The organism is Streptomyces sp. NBC_00370 (genome assembly GCF_036084755.1).
In the GTDB taxonomy this organism is placed as follows: Bacteria; Actinomycetota; Actinomycetes; order Streptomycetales; family Streptomycetaceae; genus Streptomyces.
On record NZ_CP107968.1, the window covers coordinates 4,819,775 to 4,845,666 of the forward strand.

The 25,892-nt window shown below is 71.2% G+C and carries 27 protein-coding genes; 12 read left to right on the top strand and 15 right to left on the bottom strand.

What is annotated here, in order from left to right; genetic code table 11:
• Positions 1-37 precede the first annotated feature (37 nt).
• Positions 38-868, bottom strand: a complete 831-nt coding sequence (locus OHS57_RS21490; protein WP_198533235.1) for a heavy metal-binding domain-containing protein — start codon at positions 866-868, stop codon at positions 38-40.
• Between the two features lie 64 nt (positions 869-932).
• A complete protein-coding gene (locus OHS57_RS21495; protein WP_328583057.1) occupies positions 933-1,946 on the bottom strand; it encodes a heavy metal-binding domain-containing protein in 1,014 nt (337 codons plus the stop codon).
• A 522-nt stretch (positions 1,947-2,468) separates the two neighbouring features.
• Here OHS57_RS21495 and OHS57_RS21500 point away from each other — a divergent pair.
• A complete protein-coding gene (locus OHS57_RS21500; protein WP_041986463.1) occupies positions 2,469-3,371 on the top strand; it encodes an RNA polymerase sigma factor SigF in 903 nt (300 codons plus the stop codon).
• 100 nt (positions 3,372-3,471) lie between these two features.
• On the opposite strand, the gene OHS57_RS21505 is transcribed toward OHS57_RS21500, so the two are convergent.
• A complete protein-coding gene (locus tag OHS57_RS21505) occupies positions 3,472-4,143 on the bottom strand; it encodes an HAD family hydrolase (protein WP_041986460.1) in 672 nt (223 codons plus the stop codon).
• 176 nt (positions 4,144-4,319) lie between these two features.
• Positions 4,320-4,544 carry a hypothetical protein gene (locus OHS57_RS21510; RefSeq protein WP_157874301.1) on the bottom strand — a complete coding sequence of 75 codons (225 nt, stop codon included), beginning with the start codon at positions 4,542-4,544 and terminating at the stop codon, positions 4,320-4,322.
• Positions 4,545-4,642: 98 nt separating this feature from the next.
• Between OHS57_RS21510 and OHS57_RS21515 the strand changes: the two genes are divergently transcribed.
• On the top strand, positions 4,643-6,559 hold the full coding sequence (locus OHS57_RS21515; RefSeq protein WP_328583058.1) for an N-acetylmuramoyl-L-alanine amidase: 1,917 nt from the start codon (positions 4,643-4,645) through the stop codon (positions 6,557-6,559).
• 30 nt (positions 6,560-6,589) lie between these two features.
• Here OHS57_RS21515 and OHS57_RS21520 read toward each other — a convergent pair whose 3' ends face one another.
• The 5 genes from OHS57_RS21520 to OHS57_RS21540 form a co-directional block, all read right to left on the bottom strand.
• The gene (locus OHS57_RS21520; RefSeq protein WP_041986452.1) at positions 6,590-7,675 is read right to left on the bottom strand and encodes a DUF5937 family protein; all 1,086 of its coding nucleotides are present in this window, start codon (positions 7,673-7,675) and stop codon (positions 6,590-6,592) included.
• A 149-nt stretch (positions 7,676-7,824) separates the two neighbouring features.
• Positions 7,825-9,726 (bottom strand): CocE/NonD family hydrolase, encoded by a 1,902-nt coding sequence (locus OHS57_RS21525; RefSeq protein ID WP_241778498.1) that lies wholly within the window; start codon positions 9,724-9,726, stop codon positions 7,825-7,827.
• Complete coding sequence (locus tag OHS57_RS21530) at positions 9,723-10,559, bottom strand: substrate-binding periplasmic protein (RefSeq protein WP_328583059.1); 837 nt, start codon at positions 10,557-10,559, stop codon at positions 9,723-9,725. The genes OHS57_RS21525 and OHS57_RS21530 overlap by 4 nt, the downstream gene beginning before the upstream one ends.
• 40 nt (positions 10,560-10,599) lie before the next feature.
• Entirely contained in the window at positions 10,600-11,334 is a 735-nt protein-coding gene (locus tag OHS57_RS21535; protein ID WP_328583060.1) for an amino acid ABC transporter ATP-binding protein, read from the bottom strand.
• On the bottom strand, positions 11,331-12,137 hold the full coding sequence (locus OHS57_RS21540; RefSeq protein ID WP_078863485.1) for an amino acid ABC transporter permease: 807 nt from the start codon (positions 12,135-12,137) through the stop codon (positions 11,331-11,333). Before OHS57_RS21540 ends, OHS57_RS21535 begins: the two co-directional genes overlap by 4 nt.
• A 415-nt stretch (positions 12,138-12,552) precedes the next feature.
• Here OHS57_RS21540 and OHS57_RS21545 point away from each other — a divergent pair, with 415 nt between their 5' ends.
• Together OHS57_RS21545 and OHS57_RS21550 are read left to right on the top strand one after the other, a co-directional pair.
• Positions 12,553-14,502 (top strand): amidase, encoded by a 1,950-nt coding sequence (locus OHS57_RS21545; RefSeq protein WP_328583061.1) that lies wholly within the window; start codon positions 12,553-12,555, stop codon positions 14,500-14,502.
• Complete coding sequence (locus OHS57_RS21550) at positions 14,499-14,663, top strand: hypothetical protein (RefSeq protein ID WP_328583062.1); 165 nt, start codon at positions 14,499-14,501, stop codon at positions 14,661-14,663. The genes OHS57_RS21545 and OHS57_RS21550 overlap by 4 nt, the downstream gene beginning before the upstream one ends.
• Before the next feature lie 78 nt (positions 14,664-14,741).
• On the opposite strand, the gene OHS57_RS21555 is transcribed toward OHS57_RS21550, so the two are convergent.
• On the bottom strand, positions 14,742-15,353 hold the full coding sequence (locus OHS57_RS21555; RefSeq protein ID WP_041986440.1) for a TMEM175 family protein: 612 nt from the start codon (positions 15,351-15,353) through the stop codon (positions 14,742-14,744).
• Positions 15,350-15,724, bottom strand: a complete 375-nt coding sequence (locus OHS57_RS21560) for a hypothetical protein (protein ID WP_443042930.1) — start codon at positions 15,722-15,724, stop codon at positions 15,350-15,352. The genes OHS57_RS21555 and OHS57_RS21560 overlap by 4 nt, the downstream gene beginning before the upstream one ends.
• A gap of 135 nt (positions 15,725-15,859) precedes the next feature.
• Between OHS57_RS21560 and OHS57_RS21565 the strand changes: the two genes are divergently transcribed.
• From OHS57_RS21565 to OHS57_RS21580, 4 genes are all read left to right on the top strand, one after another.
• The gene (locus OHS57_RS21565) at positions 15,860-16,183 is read left to right on the top strand and encodes an L-rhamnose mutarotase (RefSeq protein ID WP_041986433.1); all 324 of its coding nucleotides are present in this window, start codon (positions 15,860-15,862) and stop codon (positions 16,181-16,183) included.
• An 84-nt stretch (positions 16,184-16,267) separates the two neighbouring features.
• A complete protein-coding gene (locus OHS57_RS21570; RefSeq protein WP_041986429.1) occupies positions 16,268-16,954 on the top strand; it encodes a GntR family transcriptional regulator in 687 nt (228 codons plus the stop codon).
• A 74-nt stretch (positions 16,955-17,028) separates the two neighbouring features.
• Positions 17,029-17,556: a SigE family RNA polymerase sigma factor gene (locus OHS57_RS21575; protein ID WP_041986427.1), complete on the top strand. Its 528-nt coding sequence runs from the start codon at positions 17,029-17,031 to the stop codon at positions 17,554-17,556.
• 68 nt (positions 17,557-17,624) lie between these two features.
• Positions 17,625-18,911: a hypothetical protein gene (locus OHS57_RS21580; RefSeq protein ID WP_328583063.1), complete on the top strand. Its 1,287-nt coding sequence runs from the start codon at positions 17,625-17,627 to the stop codon at positions 18,909-18,911.
• A gap of 31 nt (positions 18,912-18,942) precedes the next feature.
• Here the strand turns inward: OHS57_RS21580 and OHS57_RS21585 are convergent, their stop codons facing one another.
• On the bottom strand, positions 18,943-20,634 hold the full coding sequence (locus OHS57_RS21585; RefSeq protein ID WP_328583064.1) for a bifunctional 3'-5' exonuclease/DNA polymerase: 1,692 nt from the start codon (positions 20,632-20,634) through the stop codon (positions 18,943-18,945).
• Positions 20,635-20,727: 93 nt separating this feature from the next.
• Here OHS57_RS21585 and OHS57_RS21590 point away from each other — a divergent pair, with 93 nt between their 5' ends.
• Together OHS57_RS21590 and OHS57_RS21595 are read left to right on the top strand one after the other, a co-directional pair.
• On the top strand, positions 20,728-21,642 hold the full coding sequence (locus tag OHS57_RS21590) for an NADP-dependent oxidoreductase (protein ID WP_041986418.1): 915 nt from the start codon (positions 20,728-20,730) through the stop codon (positions 21,640-21,642).
• Between the two features lie 180 nt (positions 21,643-21,822).
• Positions 21,823-22,389 carry an ATP-binding protein gene (locus OHS57_RS21595; RefSeq protein WP_328583065.1) on the top strand — a complete coding sequence of 189 codons (567 nt, stop codon included), beginning with the start codon at positions 21,823-21,825 and terminating at the stop codon, positions 22,387-22,389.
• Here the strand turns inward: OHS57_RS21595 and OHS57_RS21600 are convergent.
• Together OHS57_RS21600 and OHS57_RS21605 are read right to left on the bottom strand one after the other, a co-directional pair.
• Positions 22,317-22,928, bottom strand: a complete 612-nt coding sequence (locus OHS57_RS21600; protein WP_328583066.1) for a TetR/AcrR family transcriptional regulator — start codon at positions 22,926-22,928, stop codon at positions 22,317-22,319. The two genes, OHS57_RS21595 and OHS57_RS21600, sit on opposite strands and share 73 nt — an antisense overlap.
• Positions 22,929-22,970: 42 nt before the next feature.
• Positions 22,971-23,528 carry a sugar O-acetyltransferase gene (locus tag OHS57_RS21605; protein WP_041986412.1) on the bottom strand — a complete coding sequence of 186 codons (558 nt, stop codon included), beginning with the start codon at positions 23,526-23,528 and terminating at the stop codon, positions 22,971-22,973.
• A gap of 85 nt (positions 23,529-23,613) precedes the next feature.
• On the opposite strand from OHS57_RS21605, the gene OHS57_RS21610 reads away from it, so the two are divergent.
• Positions 23,614-24,825 (top strand): DUF2786 domain-containing protein, encoded by a 1,212-nt coding sequence (locus OHS57_RS21610; RefSeq protein ID WP_328583067.1) that lies wholly within the window; start codon positions 23,614-23,616, stop codon positions 24,823-24,825.
• Between the two features lie 18 nt (positions 24,826-24,843).
• Here the strand turns inward: OHS57_RS21610 and OHS57_RS21615 are convergent, their stop codons facing one another.
• The gene (locus OHS57_RS21615; protein ID WP_041995433.1) at positions 24,844-25,317 is read right to left on the bottom strand and encodes a hypothetical protein; all 474 of its coding nucleotides are present in this window, start codon (positions 25,315-25,317) and stop codon (positions 24,844-24,846) included.
• A 281-nt stretch (positions 25,318-25,598) separates the two neighbouring features.
• Between OHS57_RS21615 and OHS57_RS21620 the strand changes: the two genes are divergently transcribed.
• Positions 25,599-25,841 carry a DUF397 domain-containing protein gene (locus OHS57_RS21620; protein ID WP_041986408.1) on the top strand — a complete coding sequence of 81 codons (243 nt, stop codon included), beginning with the start codon at positions 25,599-25,601 and terminating at the stop codon, positions 25,839-25,841.
• Positions 25,842-25,892 lie beyond the last annotated feature (51 nt).

Sequence of the window (25,892 nt, forward strand, 5' to 3'; positions counted from 1 at the left end):
CCCTTCGTCGTGTCCCCCCACCCTCACCGGCGGACGGTCAGCCGTCCAGGCTGAGCACCATGGTCGGGCGCTCGATTTCATGATCCGGGCGCAGCGGCCGTACGGCCGTGCCGATCGAGAAGAACTCCGTCGTATGCCCGCCCCAGCGGTGGTTGTGCGCGTTCAGCTGGACGCCGACGACGCCCTCCGCCGCCAGCTCCTCCGCCTCGGCCTGCATCCGCGCCATGGCCAACTCCCGCGCGTCGTACAGCGCCTGGGTGAACTGCTCGATCTCCACATTCTTCCCGATGTTGGAGAAAGCGGCCGTCATCCGCTGGTGCGCGATGTGGTAGACGCAGGTGCCCATGACCATGCCGAGCGGCGCGTAGCCAGCCCTGATCAGCGTCCAGAAGTCCTGGCCCGAGAGGTCGGAGGTGAAGGGCTGGCCCTTGTTGTTGCGCCAGACACCGCCGCCCGGCGGCGGCTCGTCCGCCTTTACCGCCGTGCCGATGGCGATGAACTCCGCGATGTCGTTGCCGAACTCCCGCGCCTCGACACTCAGCCGGACCCCGACGATGCCGTCGGCGCCGAGCTGCGCCGCCTCGGCCTCCATCCGGGTCATCGCCAGCTCACGCGCGTGGTACATCGCCTGGCTGAGCGTCTCCAGCTCCTGGTTCTTGCTCCAGCGGCCGAGCTGGATACCGACGTGGTAGATCGAGGAGCCGAGCACCAGCCCGATCGGCCGGAATCCCGCCTCCCTGACCAGCAGGAACTCATTCACCGACAGATCGCTCGTGAAGATCGAACCGGCCTTGCCCGGCTCCAGATCCGCCAGCCTGCGCATGGCATCGGCAGGCACACCCTGATCGCTCGGACCGTCACCGCTCACTTCGCCACATCCTCACTGTCGGTGCTGCTCGTTCGGTGCTGCTGCTGCTGATTCGGAGGTGCTGTCATCCCTGGTCGCCGAGTTCCGCCAGCTCGGCCGCGATCCTGCGCTGCTCGGCCGGGTCGCCGTACGGGCTCGACTCCACCGCAGCGAGCCGCGCGCGCAGCCGCTCCCCGCGCTTGCCGAGCGGCATCACGGCGAGCGTCGGCGGGCGCCGGGACCGCGCGTCGAAGTGGGCGATGGTCGTCCCGACCATCGTCGACTCGGCCACGTGGTCCTCGCCCTCGCCGCCGAACCGGGAGGCCCGCATGCAGGGTTCCCGCCAGATCCGCAGACTGCCGCTGGCGAGGATGACGCCGTCGCCGCCCTGGCGCGTGCTCTGCAGCTCCAACTGGTGGCGGGCGTCGGCCCGTACGTCACCGACGAGTTCGCTCCACGCGTCGACCTCGATGTTGCCCCACGACATCGCCTGGGTGCGGGTGCCGAGGTCGTCGTGGCGTACGCCAACGGACATGCCGATGAGCAGTTCGACGGGCACCCAGCCCGCGGCGATGAGCTTGGCGAACCCCTGTCCGTCGAGGTGACAGGTGAAGGGACGCGGTGAACGTACGTCGCCGCGCGCCCGTACCGCTGTGCCGATGACCTTGAACTCCAGGCAGTTCGGCTGGGTCGGGAACGGTGCCATGGTCAGTTCGGCCGCGACCACCCCGTCGCCGCCGAGGGCGGTGCACTCGGCGGACAGCCGGTCCAGCGCCGTACGCCGCGCGTTGTCGAAGACCTCGACGAGACCGGCGGAGGGCGCCCCGTCGCCGGACAGCGCCACGGGGCCCGGCGCGCTGGACATCGTGAAGCCCGCGTTGAGGTAGAGGCAGTCGTAGTAGCCCCAGTACCGGCCGGCCCGTCCGACGTGGTAGACGGCGGAGCCCATCGCCTGACCGACCGGTTCGAAGCCGGCCGCGCGGATCGCGGTGAACTCGCCGGTCGACAGCGCCGATGACCAGGTGCCGCTGCGCCGGGCCCCGTCGATGCGTTCCCGGGCCGCCGGCGGCAGACCTTCACCGCTCCATGGCACCGACACCTGGCCCACCACCTGTCGCCGAGGATCCGCCGCAAAAGTCCGTCCTGTCTCCTCCGCAGCCTAATCGAGGCGGGTGAACGGATCTTGTCCGACTCTCGGGTTCGTTTAGGAAGGGGAAACGGGGCAACCAGTGTGCAGACAGCGAATGAGATCCATGGAGAGCCATGGAAATCCGAGTGCTTACCAAGGAAGAGGAGAAACTCAGATGTATATAGGTATCGGTACCGTGGTCGTTATTCTTATTATTGTCGTGATCATTCTGCTGCTGCGCCGTCGTTGATGGGTGCCGCGCCCGGGCCTGTGGGCCGACTCCGGGGGGCGGCCGGCTCTCCGGAGCCGGCGCCCCCCGAGGCGTGATCGGGGTTGGTGTGTCCGTATACGTACTGAATGGGCGGATTATTCTATTCAGTCGTTATGTCGGTACAGGATCATTGCCGTCTAGAAACTGTTGCCCCCTGGGTGGGTAATCGCGTACTTCGGGGGCAGGCGCCTGTTGGCACCCCGACGAGGTAAGGCGATGACATGACGATGCCCACCCCATCCACGAACGCGTCCATACAGCTGGCGGACGGTGCTCTCCCCACGCGTACCGACGACGGCACGGGCGCGCTTCCCTGGATCGAGGATGCGGGGAAGGTCGCGCCGAAGGACGCACGCGAACTGTCGAAGATGTTCTTCGACCAGCTGCTGGTCCTCGAAGAAGGCACGCGCGAGCACCAGTACGCGCGCAACACCCTGATCGAGATGAACCAGTCGCTGGTGCGCTTCGCCGCGAGCCGCTTCCGCAACCGGGGCAGTGGCGACATGGAGGACATTCTCCAGGTCGGTACCATCGGACTGATCAAGGCCATCGACCGGTTCGACCTCTCACGCGAGGTCGAGTTCACGTCGTTCGCCATCCCGTACATCGTGGGGGAGATCAAGCGGTTCTTCCGTGACACCACCTGGGCCGTCCACGTTCCGCGCAGGCTGCAGGAGTTGCGCGTCGAGCTGGCCAAGGCGCAGGACCACCTGGGAACCGTCCTCGACCGCAAGCCCTCGGTCGCCGAGCTGGCCGAGCATCTCGACCTGACCGAGGAAGAGGTCATCGAGGGGATCGTCGCGGCCAACGGCTACACGGCCGGTTCGCTCGACCTCCCGAACGACACGTCGGACGACGGCCAGGTCAACAAGAGCGGCCGTACGTTCGCCGACACGCTCGGTGGCTGCGACCCCGCCATGGAACTCATCGAGGACTTCCACTCGCTCGCCCCGCTGCTGCACGAGCTGGACGACCGGGAGCGTGCCATCGTCGAGATGCGCTTCGGTCAGGAAATGACGCAGTCGCAGATCGGCGAGAAGCTCGGCGTTTCGCAGATGCACGTGTCGCGACTGCTGGCTCGTACGTTGTCGAAGCTGCGTGCGGGACTGCTCGTCGAGGAGTAGGAGTGAGGCGAACGGAATGCCCGGAGGCGGGAAATGCCTCCGGGCGTTTTTGGTTTTCGGACACCCGAAGGACCCGGGTCGGAAGGACCCGGGCCGGCGGTCAGCGGGCTTCCATGTCGGCGAAGAGGCTGGTGTCGAGCCGCGCCAGCAGGTCGGCCGGGTCCTCGTAGACACCGCCCGCCCCAGCCGATTCGAGCGCGGCGCGCGGAATGCCGCCGGACAGGACGGCGATGCTGCGCACGCCCGCTCGCGCCGCCGCCTCCATGTCCCAGACGGTGTCCCCGACGAACACCGCACGCTCGGCCGACACGTCGGCCAGCCGCAGGGCCTCCCGCACCGGCTCAGGAGCCGGTTTGCCCGCGGAGACGTCGTCGGCGCTGGCGGTTCCCGCGATGACGTCGTCCGCGTTGATGGCGCGGCGCAGCGCGGTCAGCTCGGAGCCGCCGGCCGAGGTGGCGAGCACGATCCGCCAGCCCCGGTCGGACAGGGCCCACAGCAGCTCGGCCGCCGACCGCAGGGCGGGCAGCCGGTCGAAGTACGTCCCGTAGAGGGTGGAGTGCGCGGCGCTGATGGCGGCGTCCTGGCCGGTGTCCCGCTCGTCACCGAGCAGATGCGCGATGAGGTCGTCGGAGCCGAGCCCGACGGCCCGGTGGATGGCGGGCATAGGCACCTGGTGCCCTGCCTGCCGGAACGCCTCCCACCAGGAGGTCACATGAAGGTGATTGGTGTCGACGAGGGTGCCGTCGACGTCGAACAGCGCCGCCCGTGTCATGTCAGTGCCCGCACGTTGTCGCTCCCTGCCGGTTGGGTCTTCGGTCCGTCCGTGTACCCCTCTTCTCAGGGGAGAACCTACGGTGAGCTGCCCGTACGCACGCATCGAAGCGGTCCGGAAGGGTGACGGGAGCGGGCCGGGGCGGTGCTACGGGCCGACCGGGCCCCGGCGGGCTGTCAGCGGCGGGCCGTGCGTACCGCGACCGCCAGGGTCACCGCCATCGCGACCAGCGACGACACGATTCCGTACACGTTCCCCTCGACGACCCAGAAGATCGTCAGGCCGCCCAGGACGACGACTCCGCCGAGCGCCGGGTTCTCGAAGACCGCCTCCACCGCGATACGCCAGGAGGCGAGGCAGCGGCGGCCGGCGGCGCGCAACGTACGGGAAACGGAATCCATCCGGCCATCATCCTCCCGTTTCGTCCGCAAGGGCGTTCCAACATCGTTCACCGGCAGGTGCTTTACTCCCAACGACGCCTGGACGAGAGGAAATCCCCTTGCTGAAGCGAAAGTCAGGACGATTGCTTCCTGCGATCGTCACGAGCGGCGCGCTCGCTGCGAGCTGTCTCGCGCTGCTCCCGTCCGCCGCCGCGCAGGCGGACGGTGCACAGACCGGCACCGCCGCCGGCAGACAGGCGGACTTCGCCGCCGCCGCAGCCGAGTTCCACGTACCCGTGTCCGTGCTGCTCGGTGTCGCCTACCAGGAATCGCGCTGGGACGCGCACGCCGGCCAGTACAACACCGGCGGTGGCTACGGCCCGATGAACCTCACCGATGTGACGCCGAAGATGCTGGCCGACGGCGCGGCGGGGGCCGCGGGCCGCGCCGACCTCGGCAAGCTCACCGCCGACCCGGCCCTGCACACGCTGCCCGCTGCGGCGAAGCTCGCCGGCGTTCCCGCCGAGCGGCTCCGCGCGGGCGGCCGGGACAACATCCGCGGCGGCGCGGCGCTGCTCGCCTCGTACGAGAAGGCGCTGACCGGCACCACGTCCGCCGACCCGGCCGACTGGTACGGCGCCGTCGCCCGCTACAGCCAGTCGCCCGACCGCAAGGCCGCCGCGACCTTCGCCGACCGGGTGTACGCCGGGCTCAAGACCGGCGTGCGGCGGCAGACCACCGACGGCCAGCGGATGCGACTGGCCGCCGACCCGTCCGTACGGCCGGCCACCGCGCAGCTGGACCGGCTGAAGCTGCGCGCGGCGCCCGCCGCCCCCGCCACCGAGTGCCCGGCGACCGTCGACTGCACGTTCGTCGCCGCCGACCCGTCGAACGGCCAGGTCGCGAACCGGCCCGCCGACGGCATGGACGTCAAGTACATCGTCATCCATGACACCGAGGGCTCGTACGCCTCGGCCATCGCCACCTTCCAGCAGCCCGGCGGCTCGTCCGCGCACTACGTCATGCGGGCGTCGGACGGCGCCGTGACCCAGATGGTGCCCACGAAGGACCTGTCCTTCCACGCGGGCAACTACTGGTTCAACATGCATTCCATCGGCATCGAGCACGAGGGCTTCGCCGCGCAGGGTGCCACCTGGTACACGCAGACGCAGTACCAGGCCACCGCCGATCTGGTGAAGTACCTCGCGGCGCGCTACGGCATCCCGCTCGACCGCGAGCACCTCATCGGCCACGACAACGTGCCGGGCCCGGTGAACAGCTCCGTCGCCGGCATGCACTGGGACCCGGGACCGTCCTGGGACTGGTCGCTGTTCATGAGCCTGGTCGGCGCCCCGACCAATGTGCACCGGCCCGGCGTGGGCCCGGTGGGCTCCGTCGTGACGATCTCGCCCGCCTTCGCCACCAACAAGCAGACGGTCCGGGTCTGCCCGGCCGAGGACCCCAGCGGCAACACGCCCTCCTGCGTCAACCGGACCCAGCCGGTGAACTTCCTGCCGGTCCGCACGGCGCCGAGCGCGACGGCGCCGCTCTTCGGCGACCAGGCCCTGCACCCGGGCGGCGCCGCCGGTACGAACGAGATCAACGACTGGGGCAGCGTCGTCCAGGACGGCCAGCAGTACGTGGTCGCCGGACGCAGCGTCGACTGGACGGCGATCTGGTTCAGCGGGAAGAAGGTGTGGTTCTACAACCCGCTCGGCAAGAACACCACGATCGCCACGGGCACGAAGGTGATCAAGGGCGCGGGTACGGCGGCGGTCGACGTCTACGGCTCGGGCTACCCGCAGCCGGGGGAGTACCCGGCCGGGCTCTCGCCCTCCACGGAGACGCCGCTGACCTCGTACTCGCTGCCCGCCGGGCAGGCGTACGTGGCGACGCAGCAGCCCGTGAGCACCGACGACTACTTCGCGACCAGCAAGACCCTGGTCGTCGGCGGCGGGAAGATGTACACGATCCAGTTCAACCACCGGGTGGCGCTCGTCAACGCGAGCGACGTCACCGTCGGGACCAGGAACTGACCGGCAGGATCTGACGCCCGCTCACCACGGTCAGCGCATGACCGTGGTGAGCACGTCGGCCCCCAGGTTCAGCAGCAGCTCCGCGTGCAGCCGGTGGTACACCATCCGGCCTTCCCGCTGCGAGGTCACCAGACCCACCTCCCGCAGCCGCCGCAGATGCCGCGAGACCTGCGGCTCCCCGATGCCCATGCGCCCGGCCAGTTCCGACGTGGTGATCGGCTCGCTCAGCAGATGGCGGCAGAGTTCGAGCCTGGCGGGTTCGGATATGGCGGACAGCCGGTCCCGTACCAGCGACTGCGAGACCGAGGGGCGCTGCTCCCAGTCGTCGGCGATGAAGTGCACGACGAGCGGCAGCCCTTCGTCCAGCTTCAGGATCAGATGCGGCCAGCCGTGCATGGTCGGCACCAGGAAGCAGCCGCGGTCACGGACCTTCCCGCGCGCCGACTGGAGCTTGTCGTACGAGACGCGCGCCGGCTGCTGGGTCGCCGTCGCGGTCGGGCTGACGGACGCGAGCACCGCGTCGGCGGGTTCGGTACGCAGCTGCTCCCGCACCCGGGCGGCGACATCGCTCAGCCGGGGGCCGACCCTGCGCCACTCCTCGTCGAAGAACGCCTCGGCGCAGTGCCCGACCGTCTCGACCAGGCCGGTGCGGAACGCCTCCGGGTCGTCGACCAGGGCGTTCGCCAGCTCACCACGGGAGAAGGAGCGGCGCTCGCACGCCTTCACGAACTCGCGCTGCTCGGTCCTGCCGCTCCGCAGCAGGTTCGAGCCGGGAAAGACGACACCGCGTATCGCGTTGGCCGCGAGCGGGACGAAGGTCGCCAGGTCGAGGTCGAGCAGGGCGTCCAGCTCGTCGTACAGCTCACGGCCGAGCGGGCCCCGCAGCGGGAAGAACAGCCGGCAGCGGTAGCGCGCCCACAACGGAGAGTAGTACCGCAGCTCCTGCGTGAGACTCGCGGGCAGCCGCTCACCGGCCCGCGCCAGCCAGGTGCGGGACTCGGGGTGGTGTTCGGGCTCCGCCAGAACATGCAGGCAGGACAGAAGCTCCGCGAGAGGCGACGTACCCGCCACCACATCCGAAGCGCCTGCCCCCGCTACGTCGAGCACGACTACCACGCGTCAACTGTAGGCGTGCGCCGCGTGTCCTGCCAGGGACCGAGGTCCCGGCAGAGCACGCGGGACCGGACTACCGCTCCGCCCAGGTCGTGTCGTCGAAGCCCCGTCCGGCGCCCTGCGGGCGGACGATGCTCCTTCGACGACACTCCCTAGGCCGGCAGTACGAAGAGCGTCAGCCACGACGGGCTCTCCGGTGCCAGATGGACCCGGTTCGTCGCGACGGCCCTGCGCCGCGACGCTGCCTCGTTCTCGCCGGTGTTGGGGTTGACGTCGAAGCGGGGGAAGTTGCTCGACGACACGTCCAGCCGGATCCGGTGGCCCGCCTTGAACAGGTTCGCCGTGTCCGGCGCCGTCACCGTGATCTCGTACACCTCGCCCGGATACAGCGGCTCGGGCTTCTCGTACGAGTTGCGGTAGCGGGCGCGGAGGATGCCGTCCGTCAGATTCATCGCGTACCCGTTCGGATAGTCCGGGGTCGGCGGATGGACGTCCACGAGCTTGACGGTGAAGTCGGTGTCCGGCGCGTTCGACGACACGGAGAGCCGCACCTCGACAGGGCCCGCCACCGCCACGTCCGCGGCCAGCGGCTCCGTCTCGAAGGCCAGCACGTCGGGCCTCGAAGCCAGCGGCAGATGCGGCGGCTCGCTGCCGTAGACCGTGGCGTCGGGCCGCTGGTCGAAGGCGCCGCCGACCATGACGGGCTCGCCCGACGTGATCTGGCCGCCCATGGTCGGCACGGGCCTGGCCGGGTCGAAGTCGTAGGCGACCTGGGTGTCGATCCCGGCCAGCGGCGCTGCCTCGGTGAGCGCGCCCTGTTCGCGCAGATACAGCCGTACCGGCTTCGTCTCGCGCGGCGGCCAGGCGTCGGCCACCCGCCAGCCGCCCCCGTGGTCGAGCCGGCCGGTCTCCGTGCGCCGCCCGGTGCCGCCGCCCATCAGGAAGTACTGCACCCGCGGAAAGTCGTCGCCCGCGTGCTCCCCCAGATGGCGCTCGAACCAGCGCGCCCGGAACTCCAGATAGTCCGGCGCGAGATTCCCGTCCAGCGTCGCGGCGGCGCCGAAGTCCACGTCGCCCGCGTAGCTGTCGCTGCGCGCGCCGTGCGTCCAGGGGCCCACGACGAGATACGCCGGGCTGGTCTTGCGCTCGCCGAGCTGCTGGAAGTTCTCCACAGCCGTGCGTACGTACGGGTCGTACCAGCTCACCATGTGCAGGCTCGGTACGTCGGGGAAGTCGTCGTAGAAGCCGCGGCCGTAGATGCCGAGCTGCTTCCAGAAGCCGTCGAACGGGCCGCGCTCCCACTGGTCGAGCAGATACTCCTCGTACTCCGGCACCGCGCGCAGCGGTGAGACCCCGCGCCGCCACGGCATGGCCTGGAACCACTCGCGCATGTCCTGCGACTCCAGCGCTGCCAGCGTCACCGGGTCGGCCTGCACCTCGGGGCTCTGGAACGCGTGCCGGAACGCCCACGTCGCCTGCTTCAGCTCGAAGGCGCCGCCCATCCGGACGCCCGCCTCGTACGCGCTGGCGAAGCCGCCCGAGTCGACGAACATCGCGGCCAGGTGGCGCGGCGACAGCGAGGCGAGCGCGGTCTGGGCGTGCGCCGAGTACGAGACGCCGGTGGTCGCGACCCGGCCGTCGCACCACGGCTGCCCGGCCAGCCACTCGACGGTGTCGTACCCGTCGGTGGCCTCGCCGAGGTACTTCACGAACGTGCCCTCGGAGTCGCCCCGGCCGCGGCAGTCCTGCCGTACGACGTTGAAGCCGCGGCCGGCGAAGAAGGCCGCCTGGTCCTCGGGCCGGATCGGGCCGCCGTGCGCGTGCAGACCGTCCGAGTAGCGGCGGTCCCTGCGTCCGTACGGTGTCCGCTCCAGCAGGACCGGAGCCGGGGCCGGCTCCTCGTGCGGGGTGTAGAGGTCGGCGACGAGGACGACGCCGTCGCGCAGCGGGGTGCGCACCGTACGCCGCCAGACGGAGCCGCCGTCGGGCAGCCGGATCTCCTCACCCGATGTGCCGGTGGTGCCTGTGGTTCCGGTGGTGCCGATCGTCGTCACTTATTGACCTGCTTCGCCAGACCGGGCCAGATCTTGATCAGCTCGGGGGCCGGCGCCTCGGTGAACCACTTGTCGTAGATCTTCATGAACGTGCCGTCTTCGACCATCTTCGACAGCTGCGCGTCGGTGGCCTTCTGCAGCTTGGTGTTCGACTTCGGGACGGCCATCGCCGTCGCGTGGTCCACCGGCGCCGAGACGGCGACGCGGAGGTTCTTGTACTGCTTGCGGTACGCGTCCGAGTCGGGACCGCCGACGACGAACGCGTCCAGGCCGCCGGAGAGCAGCTTGGAGACGGCCGAGGGCTGCGTCTGGAAGCTGCTGAGCTTGGCACCGGGCATCTTCGACTTCACGAAGTCCTGCTGCACGGAGCCCGTGACGGCGCCGACGTCCTTGCCCTTGAACGCGTCGAGGGCCGTCGCCTTGTCGTCGAGGCGGGTCAGCACGTCGGTGGTGGACCAGTACAGGCCCTTGGTGAAGGCCACCGACTTCTGCCGCTCGGCCGTGACACCGAGCCCGGAGGCGGCCAGGTCGTACTGGCCCGAGGTCAGCCCCTGGAGGGCGCCGGGCACGGTGCTCGCCTTGTAGGTGACCTTGACGTCGAGGCGCTTGGCGACCTCGTCCGTGATGTCGACGATGAAGCCGACGGGCTTGCCGCTCTTGGTGGCGCTGGCGAACGGCGGCTGGTCGGTGGAGACCGCCGCCGTGATGGTGCCCGACTGGTGCAGACCGTACTTGTCGCCGGCCGACGAGTCGCCGCCGCCGCAGGCTGCGAGCAGGAGGACGGCCGAAGCGACGGCTCCGGTGGCTGTTGCCTTCATGGCGAGATTTCTCATGGCACTGGGTCCTGTCTGTGCTGTGATCATCGGATGGTGTTCAGAGGACCTGGGACAGGAACGCGCGCAGCCGGGGGCTCGACGGGTTCTCCAGCAGGTCCTGGGCCGTGCCCTGCTCGGCGATCCGGCCCTCGTCCATGAAGATCACCCGGTCGGCGACCTCGCGGGCGAAGCCCATCTCGTGGGTGACGACGACCATGGTCATTCCGGACGTGGCCAGCTCGCGCATCACGTCGAGCACGCCCTTGACCAGCTCGGGGTCGAGCGCGGAGGTCGCCTCGTCGAAGAGCATCACCTCGGGCCGCATGACCAGCGCGCGGGCGATCGCCACCCGCTGCTGCTGCCCGCCGGACAGATTGGCCGGCCTGCTGTCGGCGAGATGGCCGAGGCCGAGCCTGCCCAGCTGGGTGCGGGCCCGCTCCTCGGCGTCCTCGCGCTTCATCTTCCGTACGTTGCGCAGGGCGGCCGTCAGGTTGCCGAGCACGGTCAGGTGCGGGAAGAGGTTGAAGTGCTGGAACACCATGCCGATCCGGGCGCGCAGCTCGTCGACGTTCACTCCGGGGTCCGTGAGGGGCACCCCCGACACGACGACCGAGCCGCTGGACGGCTGCTCCAGCAGGTTGAGGCACTTGAGCACGGTCGACTTGCCCGACCCGGAGGGGCCGATGACACAGACCACCTCGCGGGGCGCGACGTCGAAGCTCACCCCGCGCAGGATCTCGTTCGAGCCGTAGGACTTGTGGAGGTCCTTGACGCTGATGACGGGCTCGCTCATGCCCGTACCTCCTTGTCGAGGGGACCGGCGGACAGGCCGACTCCCGGCTGTTCCTCACCGGTCAGCGGGGTGCCGGGCGTCGGCGCCGCCGCGGCGGGGCGCGGACCTGACGGGCCGTTGCGCATCTTGCGGTCCAGCCAGTTGACGAAGTAGGTCAGCGGGACGGTGATCACGAGATAGCACAGGGCGGCGGCGACCAGCGCCGACGAGTTGTACGTGGCCGCCTGGTGCTCCTGCGCGATGAAGTACAGCTCCCGCTGGCCGACCGAGAGCCCCAGCAGATAGACGAGGGAGCTCTCCTTGACGTCGACGATGAACTGGCCCGTCAGCGCCGGCAGGACGTTGCGGATGCCCTGCGGCACCACGACGACCCGCATGGTGCTCAGGTACGACATGCCGAGGCTGCGCCCCGCCTGCATCTGGCCCGGCGGTACGGACTGGATGCCGGAGCGGAAGATCTCGGCGCAGTAGGCGGCGGAGATCAGCCCGACGGCGACGACCGCGTACCCGAGCGGGCTGCGCCCGAAGGGCCGGATGCCGGCGGCGGGGAGCCCGAGGCCGACGAGGCTGACGGTCACGATCGCGGGCATGCCCCGGAAGACATCCACGTAGATCCGGGCAGGCAGCCGCACCAGCCGCCTGCCGGACAGCAGCAGCACGGCGAGCAGCATGCCGACGACGAGGCCGAAGACAATGGCCAGCGCCGCGATCAGCAGGGTGTTGCCGAGCCCCTCGGTGAGCAGGCTGGGCAACACGTTCCATATCTCGTGCCAGCTGAAGAACGTGTGGAGGAAATCGTGCACGGTCGCTCCGATCGATATGGGACGACACACGCCCCCGACCTCGGTATTCGCGTCACCATAGGGGCGCTGCGGCAGGACGGCCCGGACAGTTGCGCCACAGTGGTAACTGTCGGCGGAGGCTCCGATTCCGTGTTGCGTGGGGGATGCAGGCAGGTGTGGACGCCCGGCCCGCGCGGCCGGATGTGGCGGATCTGACACCGTTTGTCCATGAGGTGGTCGGCCGCCGGACGGGTCCGGGTGATCAAGCGCGGTTCCGGTCACATGATCGGTACGCAGCCGAAACAGCCTGGTAGGTACGCTGGCGGCGCCCATTCGGTGCTTCCTACACATGCCTTCGGCGACCCTCTTCTTCGCCGACTTCGTATCCCCCCACGCGTCAGGGCCATCCACCTACGACGACAGGGAAACTCGCCTGATGTCAGCGGACAGCACCCCCGTCAGCACCCCCCGTACCTCTTCCGCTCCCGCCTCCCGCGGGCTGAGCCGGCGCGCCGTCCTCGGCAGCACCGCCGCCGTGACCGGAGCCGTCGCCGTCTCAGCGGCGACCGCCGCCCCCGCCCTCGCCGCGGCACCGCCCGCCGCCGCCACCCCCGCCGCTTTCACCGCCGCGCTCCCGAGCGTGTCGGGCATCAAGAAGCGCTCCAGACTCGTCGACTACGAGGTGACCGAACTCGCCGCGCTGCTGCGGGCCGGGGCCACCACCTCCGTCAAGATCACCCAGGCCTACCTGGACCGGATCGACCGCTTCAACGGCCCCTTCGAGACGTACGCCGACAACGGCCTCTACAACGCCTTCGTCCGGGTCGACAAGGCCGGCGCCCTGGCCCAGGCCCGTGCGGCCGACGCCCGGTTCGCCAAGGCCGGGCAGCACGGGCACGGGCATTCCGGCGGCCACGGCGACGACGACCTGCCGCCGCTGCTCGGTATCCCGTTCGGCATCAAGGACTCCGTCGCCGTCAAGGGGTTCGAGGCCAAGGACGGCAGCCACGCCTTCGACGGGAACGCGGCCCTGCGGGACGCGACCGTCGTCCACCGGCTGCGCGAGGCCGGTGCCGTGATCCTCGGGCACACCATCTGCTCCGCCTTCTCCGGCTCGATCACCGGCACCTTCGCGGGGAACGCCTGGGGGCTGAAGTACGTACCCGGCGGCTCCAGCCAGGGCTCGGGCGTCGCCACGGTCGCGCGGCTCGCCGCCGCCACCATCGGCGAGGAGACCGGCGGCTCGATCGTCATGCCGTCGGCCGCCAACGGCGCGAGCGGCATCAAGCCGTCGCTCGGCACGTCGTCGGTCGCCGGGCTGATGCCGCTGTCGCCGGGGTACGACGTGCTCGGCCCGATCGCCCGGTCCGTACGCGACGCCTCGCTCATCCTGTCCGTCATGCTCGGCCCCGACCCGGCCAACGACCCGCTGACCCTCGCGGCCCCCGACCCCTTCCCCGCGATGCCGCTCACCCCGCGCAAGGGCCGCAAGCCGCTGGCGGGGATCACCATCGGCATCCCGCAGACGGACTGGATGCGCACCGGCGCAGGTGTCCAGGTCGGCGTGGCGCCGCAGGACACGTACGACGACGACCACCGCGCCGCGTTCGAGCGGCTGCGCCGCCAGCTCACCTCGCTCGGCGCGAAGGTGAAGGAGTTCGCGGGGCTCGACGTGACGAAGGCGGAGAACGACCCGTACTTCTCCAGCTCCGACGTGCTGGCCACGGTCGACGGCTCACCGGTCTCGCCGTCGTCGGCGGTGCTGAGCCCCAACCGGTACGAGATCCGGTACTGGGACGCGGTGAAGGACTTCGCCGCCACCCGCCCCGCCGACCAGGCGAAGACGCTCCAGTCCCAGTACGGGCGGCGCGCCCCCGGCGAGTCGGCGGCCTCGTTCGAGTCGGCCACCCGGTTCGGCGGCGCGATACCGGCGTCCGTACGGGTGGAGGGCGAGCACCGGCGCCGTACGCTCCAGGCCAACTACCAGGCGGCGCTGGACGACGCGGGGGTCGACTTCATGCTCGTGATGAGCCTGGGGGCGCAGATCGGCCCGCGTACGGGCAACGGCTTCCCGGTCTACCGGGCGTACTACCAGCTCCCCAACGCCCTTGCCTGGCCGATGGTCTCGTTCCCCGTCGGCTACGACAGCACGGACGCGGGGCTGCCCATCACCGCGCAGTTCTGGGGGCCGCGCTTCAGCGAGCCGGAGATCGTGCAGGCGGCCATCGACTACCAGGACAACTACCCGGAGTACCACAACGCGGCCCCGCCCGACCCGCGGCCGGCGCCGGCCGCCGAGCGCGTACCGCGCGCCCTGACGGCCGAACTGCCCGTGCCGCCCGAGCTGTCCAACGACCCGCTGATCGCCGAGGAGGCCCTGCGATGAGTTTTCTGACCGTGGGCTGGGAGCCGGTACTGAACGCGGGGCTGCTGCCGCGGCACCCGGGCGACGGCGACGAGCCGGTGGCGACGGTGGGCTGGCTGCCGAAGCTGGGGACGGCGTTCTACCCGTACCCGCACGACGACCCGGAGGCGCTGGAGGCCTGACGGTCCGTCAAGGCCGGTGCGTGTGCCGGGATACCGGGCGGGCCCGCTCCGAGGTCGGTCGGAGCGGGCCCGCCGCCGTCAGGCCCGCTTCCTGGCGCGGTGGGCGAGGACGAAGCGGAGCGGGACCAGCAGCACCAGCGTCCACAGCGCGCCCCTCGGCGACGCGAAGGCGATCAGCAGCGCCGCGCCGAACACGACGACGTTCGACACCAGGTCGGTGATCAGGTTCCGGTGGGCGGGCTCGGGGCCCGATCCCGCGGCGCGCGGCTGGTAGTGGATCGTGCGGAGCACCGCGATCTGGAGCAGGTCGATCACGATGACCGTGGCCGCGTAGATGACCACGGACAGGGTCTGGGACGCGTACTCCGACAGCAGCGTGGTCGGGAACGGCAGCAGCGCGATGGCGCCGAGCCCGGCCAGGGAGAGCCGCAGGGACAGGCCCTCGACGCGCTGCGCGAGTTGCAGGATGCGCCGGTGGTCGCGCCAGAAGCCGGCGAGGATCGCGAAGCTCAGCGCGTACGCGCCGATGTGCGGCAGCAGGTCCTCGACCATGTCCTGGAAGTGCGGCCCGTCCAGATCGGGCGTGACGTGGATGTCCAGCACCAGCAGCGTCATGGCGATGGCGAAGATCCCGTCGGACAGCGCGATCAGCCGGACCACGTTCCGCTCGTCCGCTCTGCTGTCGCTCATCGCCCCAGCCTGACCGTGCCGGTCCTGCGGACCGCCTCATTACGCCTCTCGCGGGCACGCCGGTCCGCTCCCACGGCGCTCACGCCACCCGCCGTCGCCCGGGTGGCGGCGAGCATGCGGGCCCAGACCGCCTCGACGTTACGGGCGTCCTGGCCGATCAGGGTGGCGGCGAGGTGGTCGCGCAGCAGGGCGAGTACGGAGCTGCCGCCGGTGCCGATCGTGTACGAGTAGCCCGTGCCGCGCAGCCCGTCGGCGGTCTCGACGGTGACGAGGACCGTCTCCTGGCGGACGAAGGTCTGGGTGGCGTCCGTGCGCAGTGTCTCCGGTTCGATGGTGACGAGCTTGCAGTCGACGCTCTTGATCTCGCTCATGGATGAGTTTCCTATAGGAAATCTGGGGGCCTCCGGAGGTTAGCCGCGCGGTGCGCCCGCACGTCAAGGGCTTGGGATGGATTTTCCCTGTGCGAGGGGTTCTCGTGTGAGGGCCTTTCCTATAGGTTCCCGGTCATGCAACGCATCGCACAGGTGATCAGGGTGAAACCGGAGAAGGTGGACGAGTACCGGGAGCTGCACCGCGCGGTGCCCGAACCCGTACTGGCGCGGCTGCGGGCCTGCCGGATCTCGAACTACTCGATCCATCTGCTGGGCGACCGGCTCTTCGCCTACTTCGAGTACCACGGCGACGACCTGGCGGCCGACATGGCCGCGATGGCGGACGACGAGGCGACCAAGGAGTGGTGGAAGCTGACCGACCCCTGCCAGGAGCCGGTTCCGGAGGCCGCGGCGGGCGACTGGTGGACCCGGCTTGAGCAGGTCTTCCTGATGGAGTGACCGTCGCGCGGTCCGGGTCCGTGCACCCTTCCGAGTCCGGGAAACCTATAGAATCCGCGCTGGACGAGCGGAGGAGGCCGGGCTGTGGACGGTACGGAAGGCGCCGCTGGGCGGCAGCCGCAGCGCCAGGTGCTCGCCGACAGCGTCTACGAGTCGGTCAAGGCCCTGGTCATGGACCACGAGATCCAGCCCGGCGCCCGCGTCGGTATCGAGGCGCTGGCCCGTCGGCTCGACGTGTCGCCCACGCCCGTACGCGAAGCCCTGGCGCGGCTGGAGTCGGACGGACTCGTCACCAAGCGCTCGCTGGCCGGCTACCGCGCCACCGAACTGCTCACCCGGCAGGGGCTCGACGAACTCTTCGAGATGCGGCTGCTGTTGGAGCCGCACGCCGCGGCCCTCGCCGCGGCGCACGCCGACGAGGCGCAGCTCGACGCGATCGAGGGCCTGGTCGAGGAGATGCGCGACCGGCCGGGATCGGGCGAACGGTACGCCGTGTACCGCGAGTTCGCCGCGCTCGACCAGCGGTTCCACGACGCGGTCGCCGGTGCGGCGGGTCGGCCGCTGCTCGCCGAGGCGATCGGCCGCCTCCACAGCCACCTGCACATCTTCCGGCTCGGCAGCGTGCCCGGCGCCGGGCCGCTCACCCTCGCCGAGCACGACCGCGTCCTGCGCGCCGTGCTGCGCCGTAACCCGGAACGGGCCGCCGAGGCGATGACCGGCCATCTGCGCCGCAGTCTGGACCGCCAGCACCACCGGCACGGCACCGACTGAAACATTTCCCCCGTGCCACCGCGTCAGTGAGATGAGGGGCGAACAGCCCGCGGGCACCGGCGACGGGGGAGAGCGTGCGAGGCGGTGGCGGGGCCCGGAGCGCCCGGGCGGCTGACTTCAGGGATTTCGCGGCGGGCCGTACCCGTCAACTCTTCCGCTCCGCCTGCCTGTTGACCGGCGGGGACACTCATCTCGCCGAGGACCTGGTGCAGGAGACCCTGGGCAAGATGTACGCGCTGTGGGGGCGCGTCTCGCGGGTGGAGAACCCGGCCGGATACGCCCAGACGGTCCTCGTCCGCACCTATCTCACCCACCAGCGCCGGCTCTCCGCCACCGAACGGCCGCTGGCGGAACTGCCGGAGCCGGTCGTGCGGCCGGGCGACGACCCGGCGCTGCGGATAGCGCTTCTCGACGCGCTCGGCCGGCTCGCGCCCAAGGACCGCGCGGTGGTGGTGCTGCGGTACTGGGAGGACCGCAGCGTCGAGGAGACCGCCGACGTGATGAACGTCAGCTCCGCCGCCGTACGCACCAGGTCGGGCCGGGCGCTGGCCAAACTCCGCGAACAACTCGGCGGCAGGTTCACGGAGTTCGCCGCGCACTGAGCACCGTCCCGCTGCCGCGTACCCAACCGACGACCGACACCGACCCGAGCAGAGAGCGTGGTTGACCCGTGTCTTCTCAAGATCCTTTCGATGACTCCGGACCCTTCGAGAACAGGCTCGGTCCCGCGCTGCGCTGCGCCGGGGACACCTTCGAGCCCGCCGACAGCGAGGCGCTGGTCGACGGCGGACTCACGCGGGGCCGCCGCCGGGTGGTGCGCCGCAGGACGGCGGCGGTCACCGGCAGCGTGCTCGCGCTCGCCCTGGTCGGCGTCGGCGGCGCGTACGGCAGCGGGGTGCTGGGCGACTCGGGGGGCGGGAAGTCGTCGCTGGCCGGCCCCAAGGACCCGGCCCCGGCGACCGCGTTCCCCGGGGGAGCCGAGGCGGGCCAGGGCGGGCAGGAGCTGGTGTCGATTCTGAGCGGGCTGCTGGCTCCCGGGAAGCTGACCCCGTCGTCGGTGACCGGTTTCGGCGGTCCGCGTCTCGCGCATGTGACGGGAGTCCTGGACGACGGGAAGGGCGAGGCGGAGGTCTCGGTCGCGCTGTACCCGGCGGCGGCCGGCCAGGACGTGTCCCCCTGCCCCGTCAACGGTCTCAGCAAGGACCAGAGTTGCGTCAGCACGGATCTGGCGGGCGGTGACAGGCTCACCGTCTTTCAGGGGTACGAATATCCAGACCGCCGCGAGGAGACCCGGTCGTGGCGCGCCGTGCTGCTGACCAAGAGCGGTTTCGTCATCGACTTCACCGAGTACAACGCCCCCGCGGAGAAGGGCGCCAAGGTCTCCCGCGCCGTACCGCCGCTGAACCCGAAGGAGCTGCGGGACCTGGTCACCTCGGCCAAGTGGGCGGGCCCGCTGGCGGACCTGGCCAAGCAGCCGCCGTCCGGGCCGAAGGGGAACCCCGGCAAGCCGAAGGGGAACCCCGGCATGGCGTCGCACGGCGGGAACATCAACAAGACGTTCACCTCGCTGCTGCCCAAGGAACTGAAGATCATCGAGTCCGGCCCCCCGGACAGCGGTTACACCTACGTGGTGGTGGACGACGGCAACGGTCCGACCCGCGTCGAGATCAACGTCCAGCGCGGGATGAACGATGTCGCCGGTGAGCTCTTCGGCGAAGGCACGACAGAGCTGCCGGGCGGCGTGCGGTTGAACACGGCCAAGCAGCCCGGCGAGAAGGGCGGTGTGGGCATGGTGATGTGGCAGGCCGACACCATCCGGCCCGACGGGCTGCGCGTCGTCGTCTTCGAGACGAACGGCGCGGACCAGCACGGCCCGGCCAGCCGCAAGGAGCCCGCACTGACCATCGGGCAGCTCGTCAAGATCGCCACCAGCTCGAAGTGGCTGACGTTCGGCTGAGGCCGATGCGTCCCTCGCCTCGCCCGGTGCGTCACTTGGCGTCGGAGTACCGCTCCACCGTCGCCGTCGTGAACGGGAACCGCACCGGTGTCTCCCCGAAGGTGATCCGCCCGGCCAGCTCACCGGCCGCGCGGATCGCCTCGGCGACCTCCGCCGCCTCCTCGCGCGGGCAGTGCACGATCACCTCGTCGTGCTGGAAGAAGACCAGCTCGGCGCGCATCTCCGCGGTCGCCCTGCGCAGTGCGGCCAGCATCAGCAGCGCCCAGTCGGCCGCGCTGCCCTGCACGACGAAGTTACGGGTGAAGCGGCCACGGGCGCGGGCGCGTGAGCCGCTGTCGCCACCGCCCTGCGGTGCGTCCGCATCCGTCCCCGGCGGGCCCTCCTGGGGGAGCCCCGCCTCTTCGTCGTCCGCGGCGCCCGCCGCGCGCGGGCTCGTCCTGCCGAGCCAGGTCCGTACGAGCCGGCCTTCCTCGCCGGCCCGCGCCGCGTCGTCCACGTACGCGACGGCCAGCGGGAACCGGCGGCGCAGCGCGGCCAGATTCTTCAGGCCGTCCCCGGACGTCTGGCCGTAGATCGCGCCCAGCAGCGCCACCTTGGCGTGGTCACGGTCGCCGGAGAACGCGCGGTCGGACAGGGCCGTGTACAGATCGCCGTCATGCCCGGCGACCTCCATCAGGCCGGGGTCGCGGGAGATCGCGGCCAGCACCCGCGGCTCCATCTGGTCGGCGTCCGCCACGACCAGACGCCAGCCCTCGTCGGCGACGACGGCGCGGCGGATCACCCGGGGGATCTGCAGCGCGCCGCCGCCGTTGGTGGTCCAGCGGCCCGAGACCGAGCCGCCCGGCTGGTACTCGGCGCGGAACCGGCCGTCCCGTACCCAGTCCTGGAGCCAGCCCCAGCCGTGCGCCGTCCAGATCCGGTACAGCTTCTTGTACTCGATGAGCGGCTGCACCGCCGGATGGTCCAGCTCCGCCAGCTCCCAGCGGCGCGTGGATTTCACCTTGATGCCGGCCTGCCCGAACGCCTTCACCACGTCCGCCGGCAGATCGGGCCGCACCCGCCGGCCGAACGCCGCCGAGACCTCGTCCGCCAGCTCCGCCAGCCTGCGCGGCTCACCGCCGCCCGCGTACCGGTCGCCCAGCAGCTCGGCCAGCACCTCCCGGTGCACGTCGGCCCGCCACGGCAGCCCCGCACGGTGCATCTCGGCGGCCACCAGCATGCCCGCCGACTCGGAAGCGGTGAGCAGCCGCATCCGGCCGGGATGCTCGGCCGCCTCATGTCTGCGCTGCTGCTCCGCGTACACGTCGACGAGCGCGTCGAACGGAAGCTCCGCCCCGGCCGTGGGTTCGAACAGCGAGGACTGCGAGCCGGGCTCGGCCGAACGGGCCGGCGGATCGGGCGGTACGGGGCCGTGGTGCAGCCGGGCCCACGCGGCGGCGGCCGAGCGCGGCTCGCCCAGCCGCCCCTCATGGGCGAGCAGCAGCCCCTCGGCCACCTCGATGTCGTAGCACCGGTCGATCCGCACGCCGGCGGCCAGTAGCCTCGGAAAGAGGGTGGCGGTCGACCGCCAGACCCACCGGCCGGCCTCGGGCAGCCGCGCGCGGACCGCACCGACCAGATCGGGCTCCCGCAGCACAGGTCCCGCCGGGCGGCCGTCAGGACCGAGCGGGGCCAGCAGCGCGCCCCCGTCGCCCGTCTCCGCCACCGCCCATCGTTCGGTCATGGCAGCGAGTTTCGCAGGCGGGACTGACAGCGGCGGGGCAAGATCGACCGTGGAGACGCGGAGACGCGCCGACGGACCCCTATGGAGGCTGATGTGAAAGCGATCGTGTTCGACGAGTTCGGCGGCCCCGACGTACTGCGGCTGCGGGACGTCGAGGAGCCGCACCCCGCCGCCGACCAGATCCGGATCCTGGTCAGGGCCGCGGGCGTCAACCCGATGGACTGGAAGATCCGCAACGGCTGGGTCCAGCAGATGATGCCCACCACCTTCCCCGCGATCCCCGGTCTTGAGGTGGCGGGGGTCGTCGACGAGATCGGTGACTCCGTGACCGGCTTCACCGTCGGCGACGAGGTCGTCGGCTGGTCGCTCACCGGCTCCTACGCCCAGTACGCCATCGCCGGGGTCATCGCGCCCAAGCCGGCGGGGGTGGCCTGGGACGAGGCCGTGGCGATCCCCGTCGCGGGCAACGCGGCCCAGCGCGGGCTGGACCTCGTCGACCTGCGCGAGGGCGAGACGCTGCTGCTGCACGGCGCGGCGGGGGCCGTCGGTTCGGTGGCCGTGCAGCTCGCCGTGGCGCGCGGCGCGACCGTGATCGGCACGGCGTCGCCCGCCAACCACGACTACGTGCGCTCGCTGGGCGCGGTCCCGCTGACGTACGGCGACGGGCTCGTGGACCGCGTGCGCGACGTCGCCCCCCAGGGTGTGGACGCCGTCTTCGACGTCGCGGGCAAGGGCGCGCTGCCGGACTCGATCGAGCTGCGCGGCGGCACGACGGAGCGGATCGTCACCATCGCCGACATGGACGCGGAGAAGTACGGCGTGGTCTTCACGGCCGGCGGCATGTCCGACGAGGAGCGCCGGGACGTCCTGCTGCGCCATCTCGGGCTCGCGGCCGAGCGGGCGCTGCGGACGCAGGTCGCGCACACGTACCCGCTGGCCGAGGCGGCGAAGGCGCAGCAGACGAGCGAGGCGGGGCACGTACGGGGAAAGCTCGTCATCGCTCCCTGACCCGCCCTCCGAGCCGCCCCCGGCACGCCCCGACACCGGCCCCCGCATCGCGTGCGCCCCTGACGCGCGCTCCCCTGACACGCGCTGAAGTGGCATCACGGCGCTCCTCTCGTGCACGATAGGTAGCTCACAGTGACCTAGTGATGTCCGAGAGTAATGATGCTCACTGACAATGGACTTGTGGCCCACGACGTCTACGCCCCCGAGCGGCCCTGGCTGCCCCTCACCCGGCTGCCCCTGCCGCACAAACCGGAGGCCGCGTCCAGGGCCCGCCGGCACACCAGGGAGATCCTCGCGGTCCGGCGGGTGGACAGCGAACTCGCCGCTTCCGTGGAGCTGGCCGTCAGCGAACTCGTCACCAACGCGGTGCGGCACGGGGTGTGCCCCTGCGGCTGCACCCGCGGCACCGTCTCCCTCGCCCTGCTCGGGGCGGGGGAGCGGTTACGCGTCGAGGTCCGCGACCCGTCCCGTACGCCGCCGCGCTGGCCGACCGGGATCGGCGCCGTGGACGCCGAGTCGGCGGCAGCCGAAGGGCGCGGGCTGCTGCTGGTCACGGGACTCGCGACGGACTGGGGCGATCACGCCCGGCAGTACCGCGGCAAGGTGGTGTGGTGCGAGTTCGCGGCAGCGGCGGTGGCCGCGGCGGCCGGTGCCGGGGGACCGGGCGCGGTCACTCAGCCGCCGGTGCCGGCTCCCGCCCTGCGGAGCAGCGCGTCCAGAGCCTCCGTCAGTCCCTCTTCCAGATAGCTCAGCCGGTCCGTCGCGATCAGCAGCGTCGCACCGCCGGTGACGGCCGTCAGGATCGCCGTCGCCGACCGGCCCACGTCGACCCCCGCGTCGATCTCGCCGCTGTCCTTCAGCGCCTGGACACCGGCGACCAGATACGCGTGCCACCGGTCGTACAGCTCGGTGACGATGGTCCGGGTGGCCGGGTCGGCCAGGCCCAGCTGCGCCGTGAGGGCCGACAGCGGGCAGTTCCTGCGCTGCGCGTCGTACTTCGCGATCACCCGCTCGCGCCACGCCTGCCAGGCGGCCCAGCTGGTCAGCTCCCCGAGCATCGGCTGCTGGTCGGCGAGCACCTGCCCGGCCTCGTACTCGGCGACGGCCAGCAGCAGGTCGGACTTGCCGTCCGGGAAGTAGTGGAACAGCTGGCTCTTGCTGGTCGAGGTGACGGCCCGGATGTCGTCCAGGCCTATGGTCGTGCCCCGCTCCCGGATGAGCGTGGCCGCGCCCTCCACGATCCGTTGCCGGGTGGCGGCACCCTTCGGCGTCAACACGCGCTCCATACGCCCCACGATAGGCGACACCCGCGGTCGCGCGCCGGGCGCTCAGCCGTCCAGCCGCCTGACCACCCGGGCCGGGTTGCCCACCGCCAGCACCCCGGCGGGCAGATCCTTCGTGACGACGGATCCCGCGCCCACCACCGTGCTCTCACCGATCGTCACCCCCGGGCAGACGATCACGCCGCCGCCGAGCCAGACGTTGTCGCCGATGGTCACCGGCAGGGCCCTCTCCCAGCCGGCCCTGCGGCGCTCGGCGTCCAGCTCGTGGGCCGGGGTGAGCAGCTGGACATTGGGACCGATCTGGACGTCCGAGCCGATGGTGATCGGAGCCGCGTCGAGGAAGACCGCGTTGAAGTTGATGAAGGTCCGGTCGCCGATGGTGATGTAGGAGCCGTAGTCGCACTGGAACGGCGGGCGTACGTTCACGCCCTCGCCCACCGAGCCGAGCAGCTCTTCGAGCGCCTTCTCCCGCGCCGCGCGGCTCGCGCCGCCCGCGTTGTAGGCGGCGCAGAGCGCTGTCCGGGTCTCGGTCTCGGCCATCAGCTCCGGGTCGTCGGGGATGTACCAGTCCCCGGCCAGCATGCGGTCCTTGTTCTCGCCCACAGGTGTCCTCTCCTCGCCGCCCGCTCCTCCCGTCACCGTAATCCATTCGTGATCCACAGCCTGTGGACGGTGGGATCATGGCGGCATGGGTGAGACGAACGACGGCGGTACGGGGGAGACGGCGGCAGGGACCGTCGAGCGCGCGCTGCGCGCCGCCCTCTCGTCGGACACCGACACCGGGGCCTCCCTGCTGGCGGCCGACCCGGCGGCCGACGCCGAGCTGCGGCGGCGCGGCGAGGGGTACGTCCGGCTGGCCTGGGAGCGCGGCTGGCAGCCCGCCGACGTCGTACGGATGGTGCGGCGCGACCTCGAAGAGACGCATGTACGGCTCGTCGCCGAGCTGATCGGGGCGGAGACGGGACGGTACGAGCGGCTGCCGCGCCGCTGGAGCGAGCAGCTGGCCGAGCTGACCGCGCCGGCCGCGGGCACCGGCCGCCCGGAGCGGCGGCCCGACCGCTTCTCGTACGCCACCTCCGTACTGGAGCTGTACCTGCTGCTGGCCCGGCTGCCGGCGATCGAGCCGGTCGGGCCGGTGCCCGGCACCCCCGTCCATCTGCCGCCCGCCGACGCGGCGGGTGAGCCGCGCATGCTCACCCGGATCCGGGCGCTGCTCGCCAAGGCCGAGGCGACGGGCTATCCGCAGGAGGCCGAGGCGCTCACGGCCAAGGCGCAGGAGCTGATGGCGCGGCACAGCATCGACGAGGCGCTGCTCGCCGACCGCGCGCACAGCGGTGATGTGCCGGGCGCCTGCCGGATCGGGGTGGACGCGCCGTACGAGACGGCGAAGGCGATCCTGCTCGACGCCGTCGCTTCGGCCAACCGCTGCCGGGCGGTGTGGAACAGCGCGTTCGGCTTCTCGACCGTGGTCGGTTTCGAGCCGGATCTCGCGGCCGTCGAGCTGCTGCACACCTCGCTGCTCGTGCAGGGCACGGCCGCGATGACCCGCGCCGAGGCGGACCAGCGGGCGGCGGGGCGACGGCGGACGAAGACCTTCCGGCAGTCGTTCCTGCTGGCGTACGCGCACCGCGTCGGCGAGCGGCTGGCGGCGGCGACCGAGCAGGCCACCGGGCAGGCGACGGCGGAGGCGGACGGCGGCGGTGGCGCGCTGCTGCCGGTGCTGGCCGCCAGGGATGTGGCGGTGACGGACCACGTCGACCGGATGTTCCCCGAGACGGTGGCGACCCGGGTGCGCGGGGTGACCGACGCCGAGGGCTGGACGCAGGGCACATCGGCGGCGGACCGGGCGCAGGTGCCGGGCGCGGGAGGCGCCGTCGAGGCCCGCTCGCAGCGGCGGTAGAAAGAGGGGGCAGCGGGCTCAGAGAGAGGGGATGGCGGTCGGCAGTCCCTTGCCCGGTGCCTCGGTCTTCTTCAGGGTGTCCTTCTTGGTGCCCCAGGAGATGACCAGCGTCTTGCCGTCGTGGGACGTGATCGTCCCCATGGCCCGGTCGGTGTTCCCGTCGGTGCAGGTCATCGAGAGCATCGGCTGCCCCATGTCCTGCACCGAGCCCTGACAGACGTGCTGTTCGGCGACGAGCGCCGCCTTGCCGCTCTGGACGACGAGAGCGACGGACTTGCCGTCGGTCAGCCCGGCCCAGCTGCCCTCGATGTCCTTGGCGACCTCGGCGGCCGAACTGGCGCCCGGGGCGGCCGAAATGCTCGGCGCGGCGCTCGGCGGCGGCGTACTGCTCTTGTCGGCTGCGGCGCCGTCGTCACCGCTGCTGCAACCGGTGAGTACGAGTGCGGCGGCGACGCCCGCCGCCGTCACGCCCGTCCGTATGAGCTCGCGCATGGTCAGGTCCCCCTCGTCGACGCCGGAGCGCGCCAAGTTATCAGCAGGGACCGGGTCCTGTCGGGGGTGCGCCCCGGCGTGCGGACTGGACCATTTCCGGGGTAGGGGATCCGAAAGGGCTGTTCGTGCGTCTCTCTTCTCAGTGGGCCGGGGCGAGGCGGCAACGTCTGTAACCAAGGGAACACCCCGCGTGCACGTGCATATGCTCATGCAGTAGCACATGAACACAGCTATGATCCGGGATAGTTGACACCTGCACCTTGCAACTCGGGGAGCGACCTGTGCACCACGTGTACAACGGCATGGCGGCCACAGAGCTGCACGGAGCGGCCTGGCAGAAGAGCAGGCACAGCAACTCGCAGGGTTCCTGCGTGGAGTTCGCCAAGCTGCCCGGCGGTGAGGTGGCGGTGCGGAACTCACGCCATCCCGACGGACCCGCTCTGGTGTACACGCCTGCGGAGATCGAGGCGATGCTCCTCGGCGTCAAGGACGGCGAGTTCGACCACCTCACCGCGACCGGCTGAGCGAACCGACAACAGAGGGGCCGGCGAACCGGCCCCTCTCCTGACGTCGTT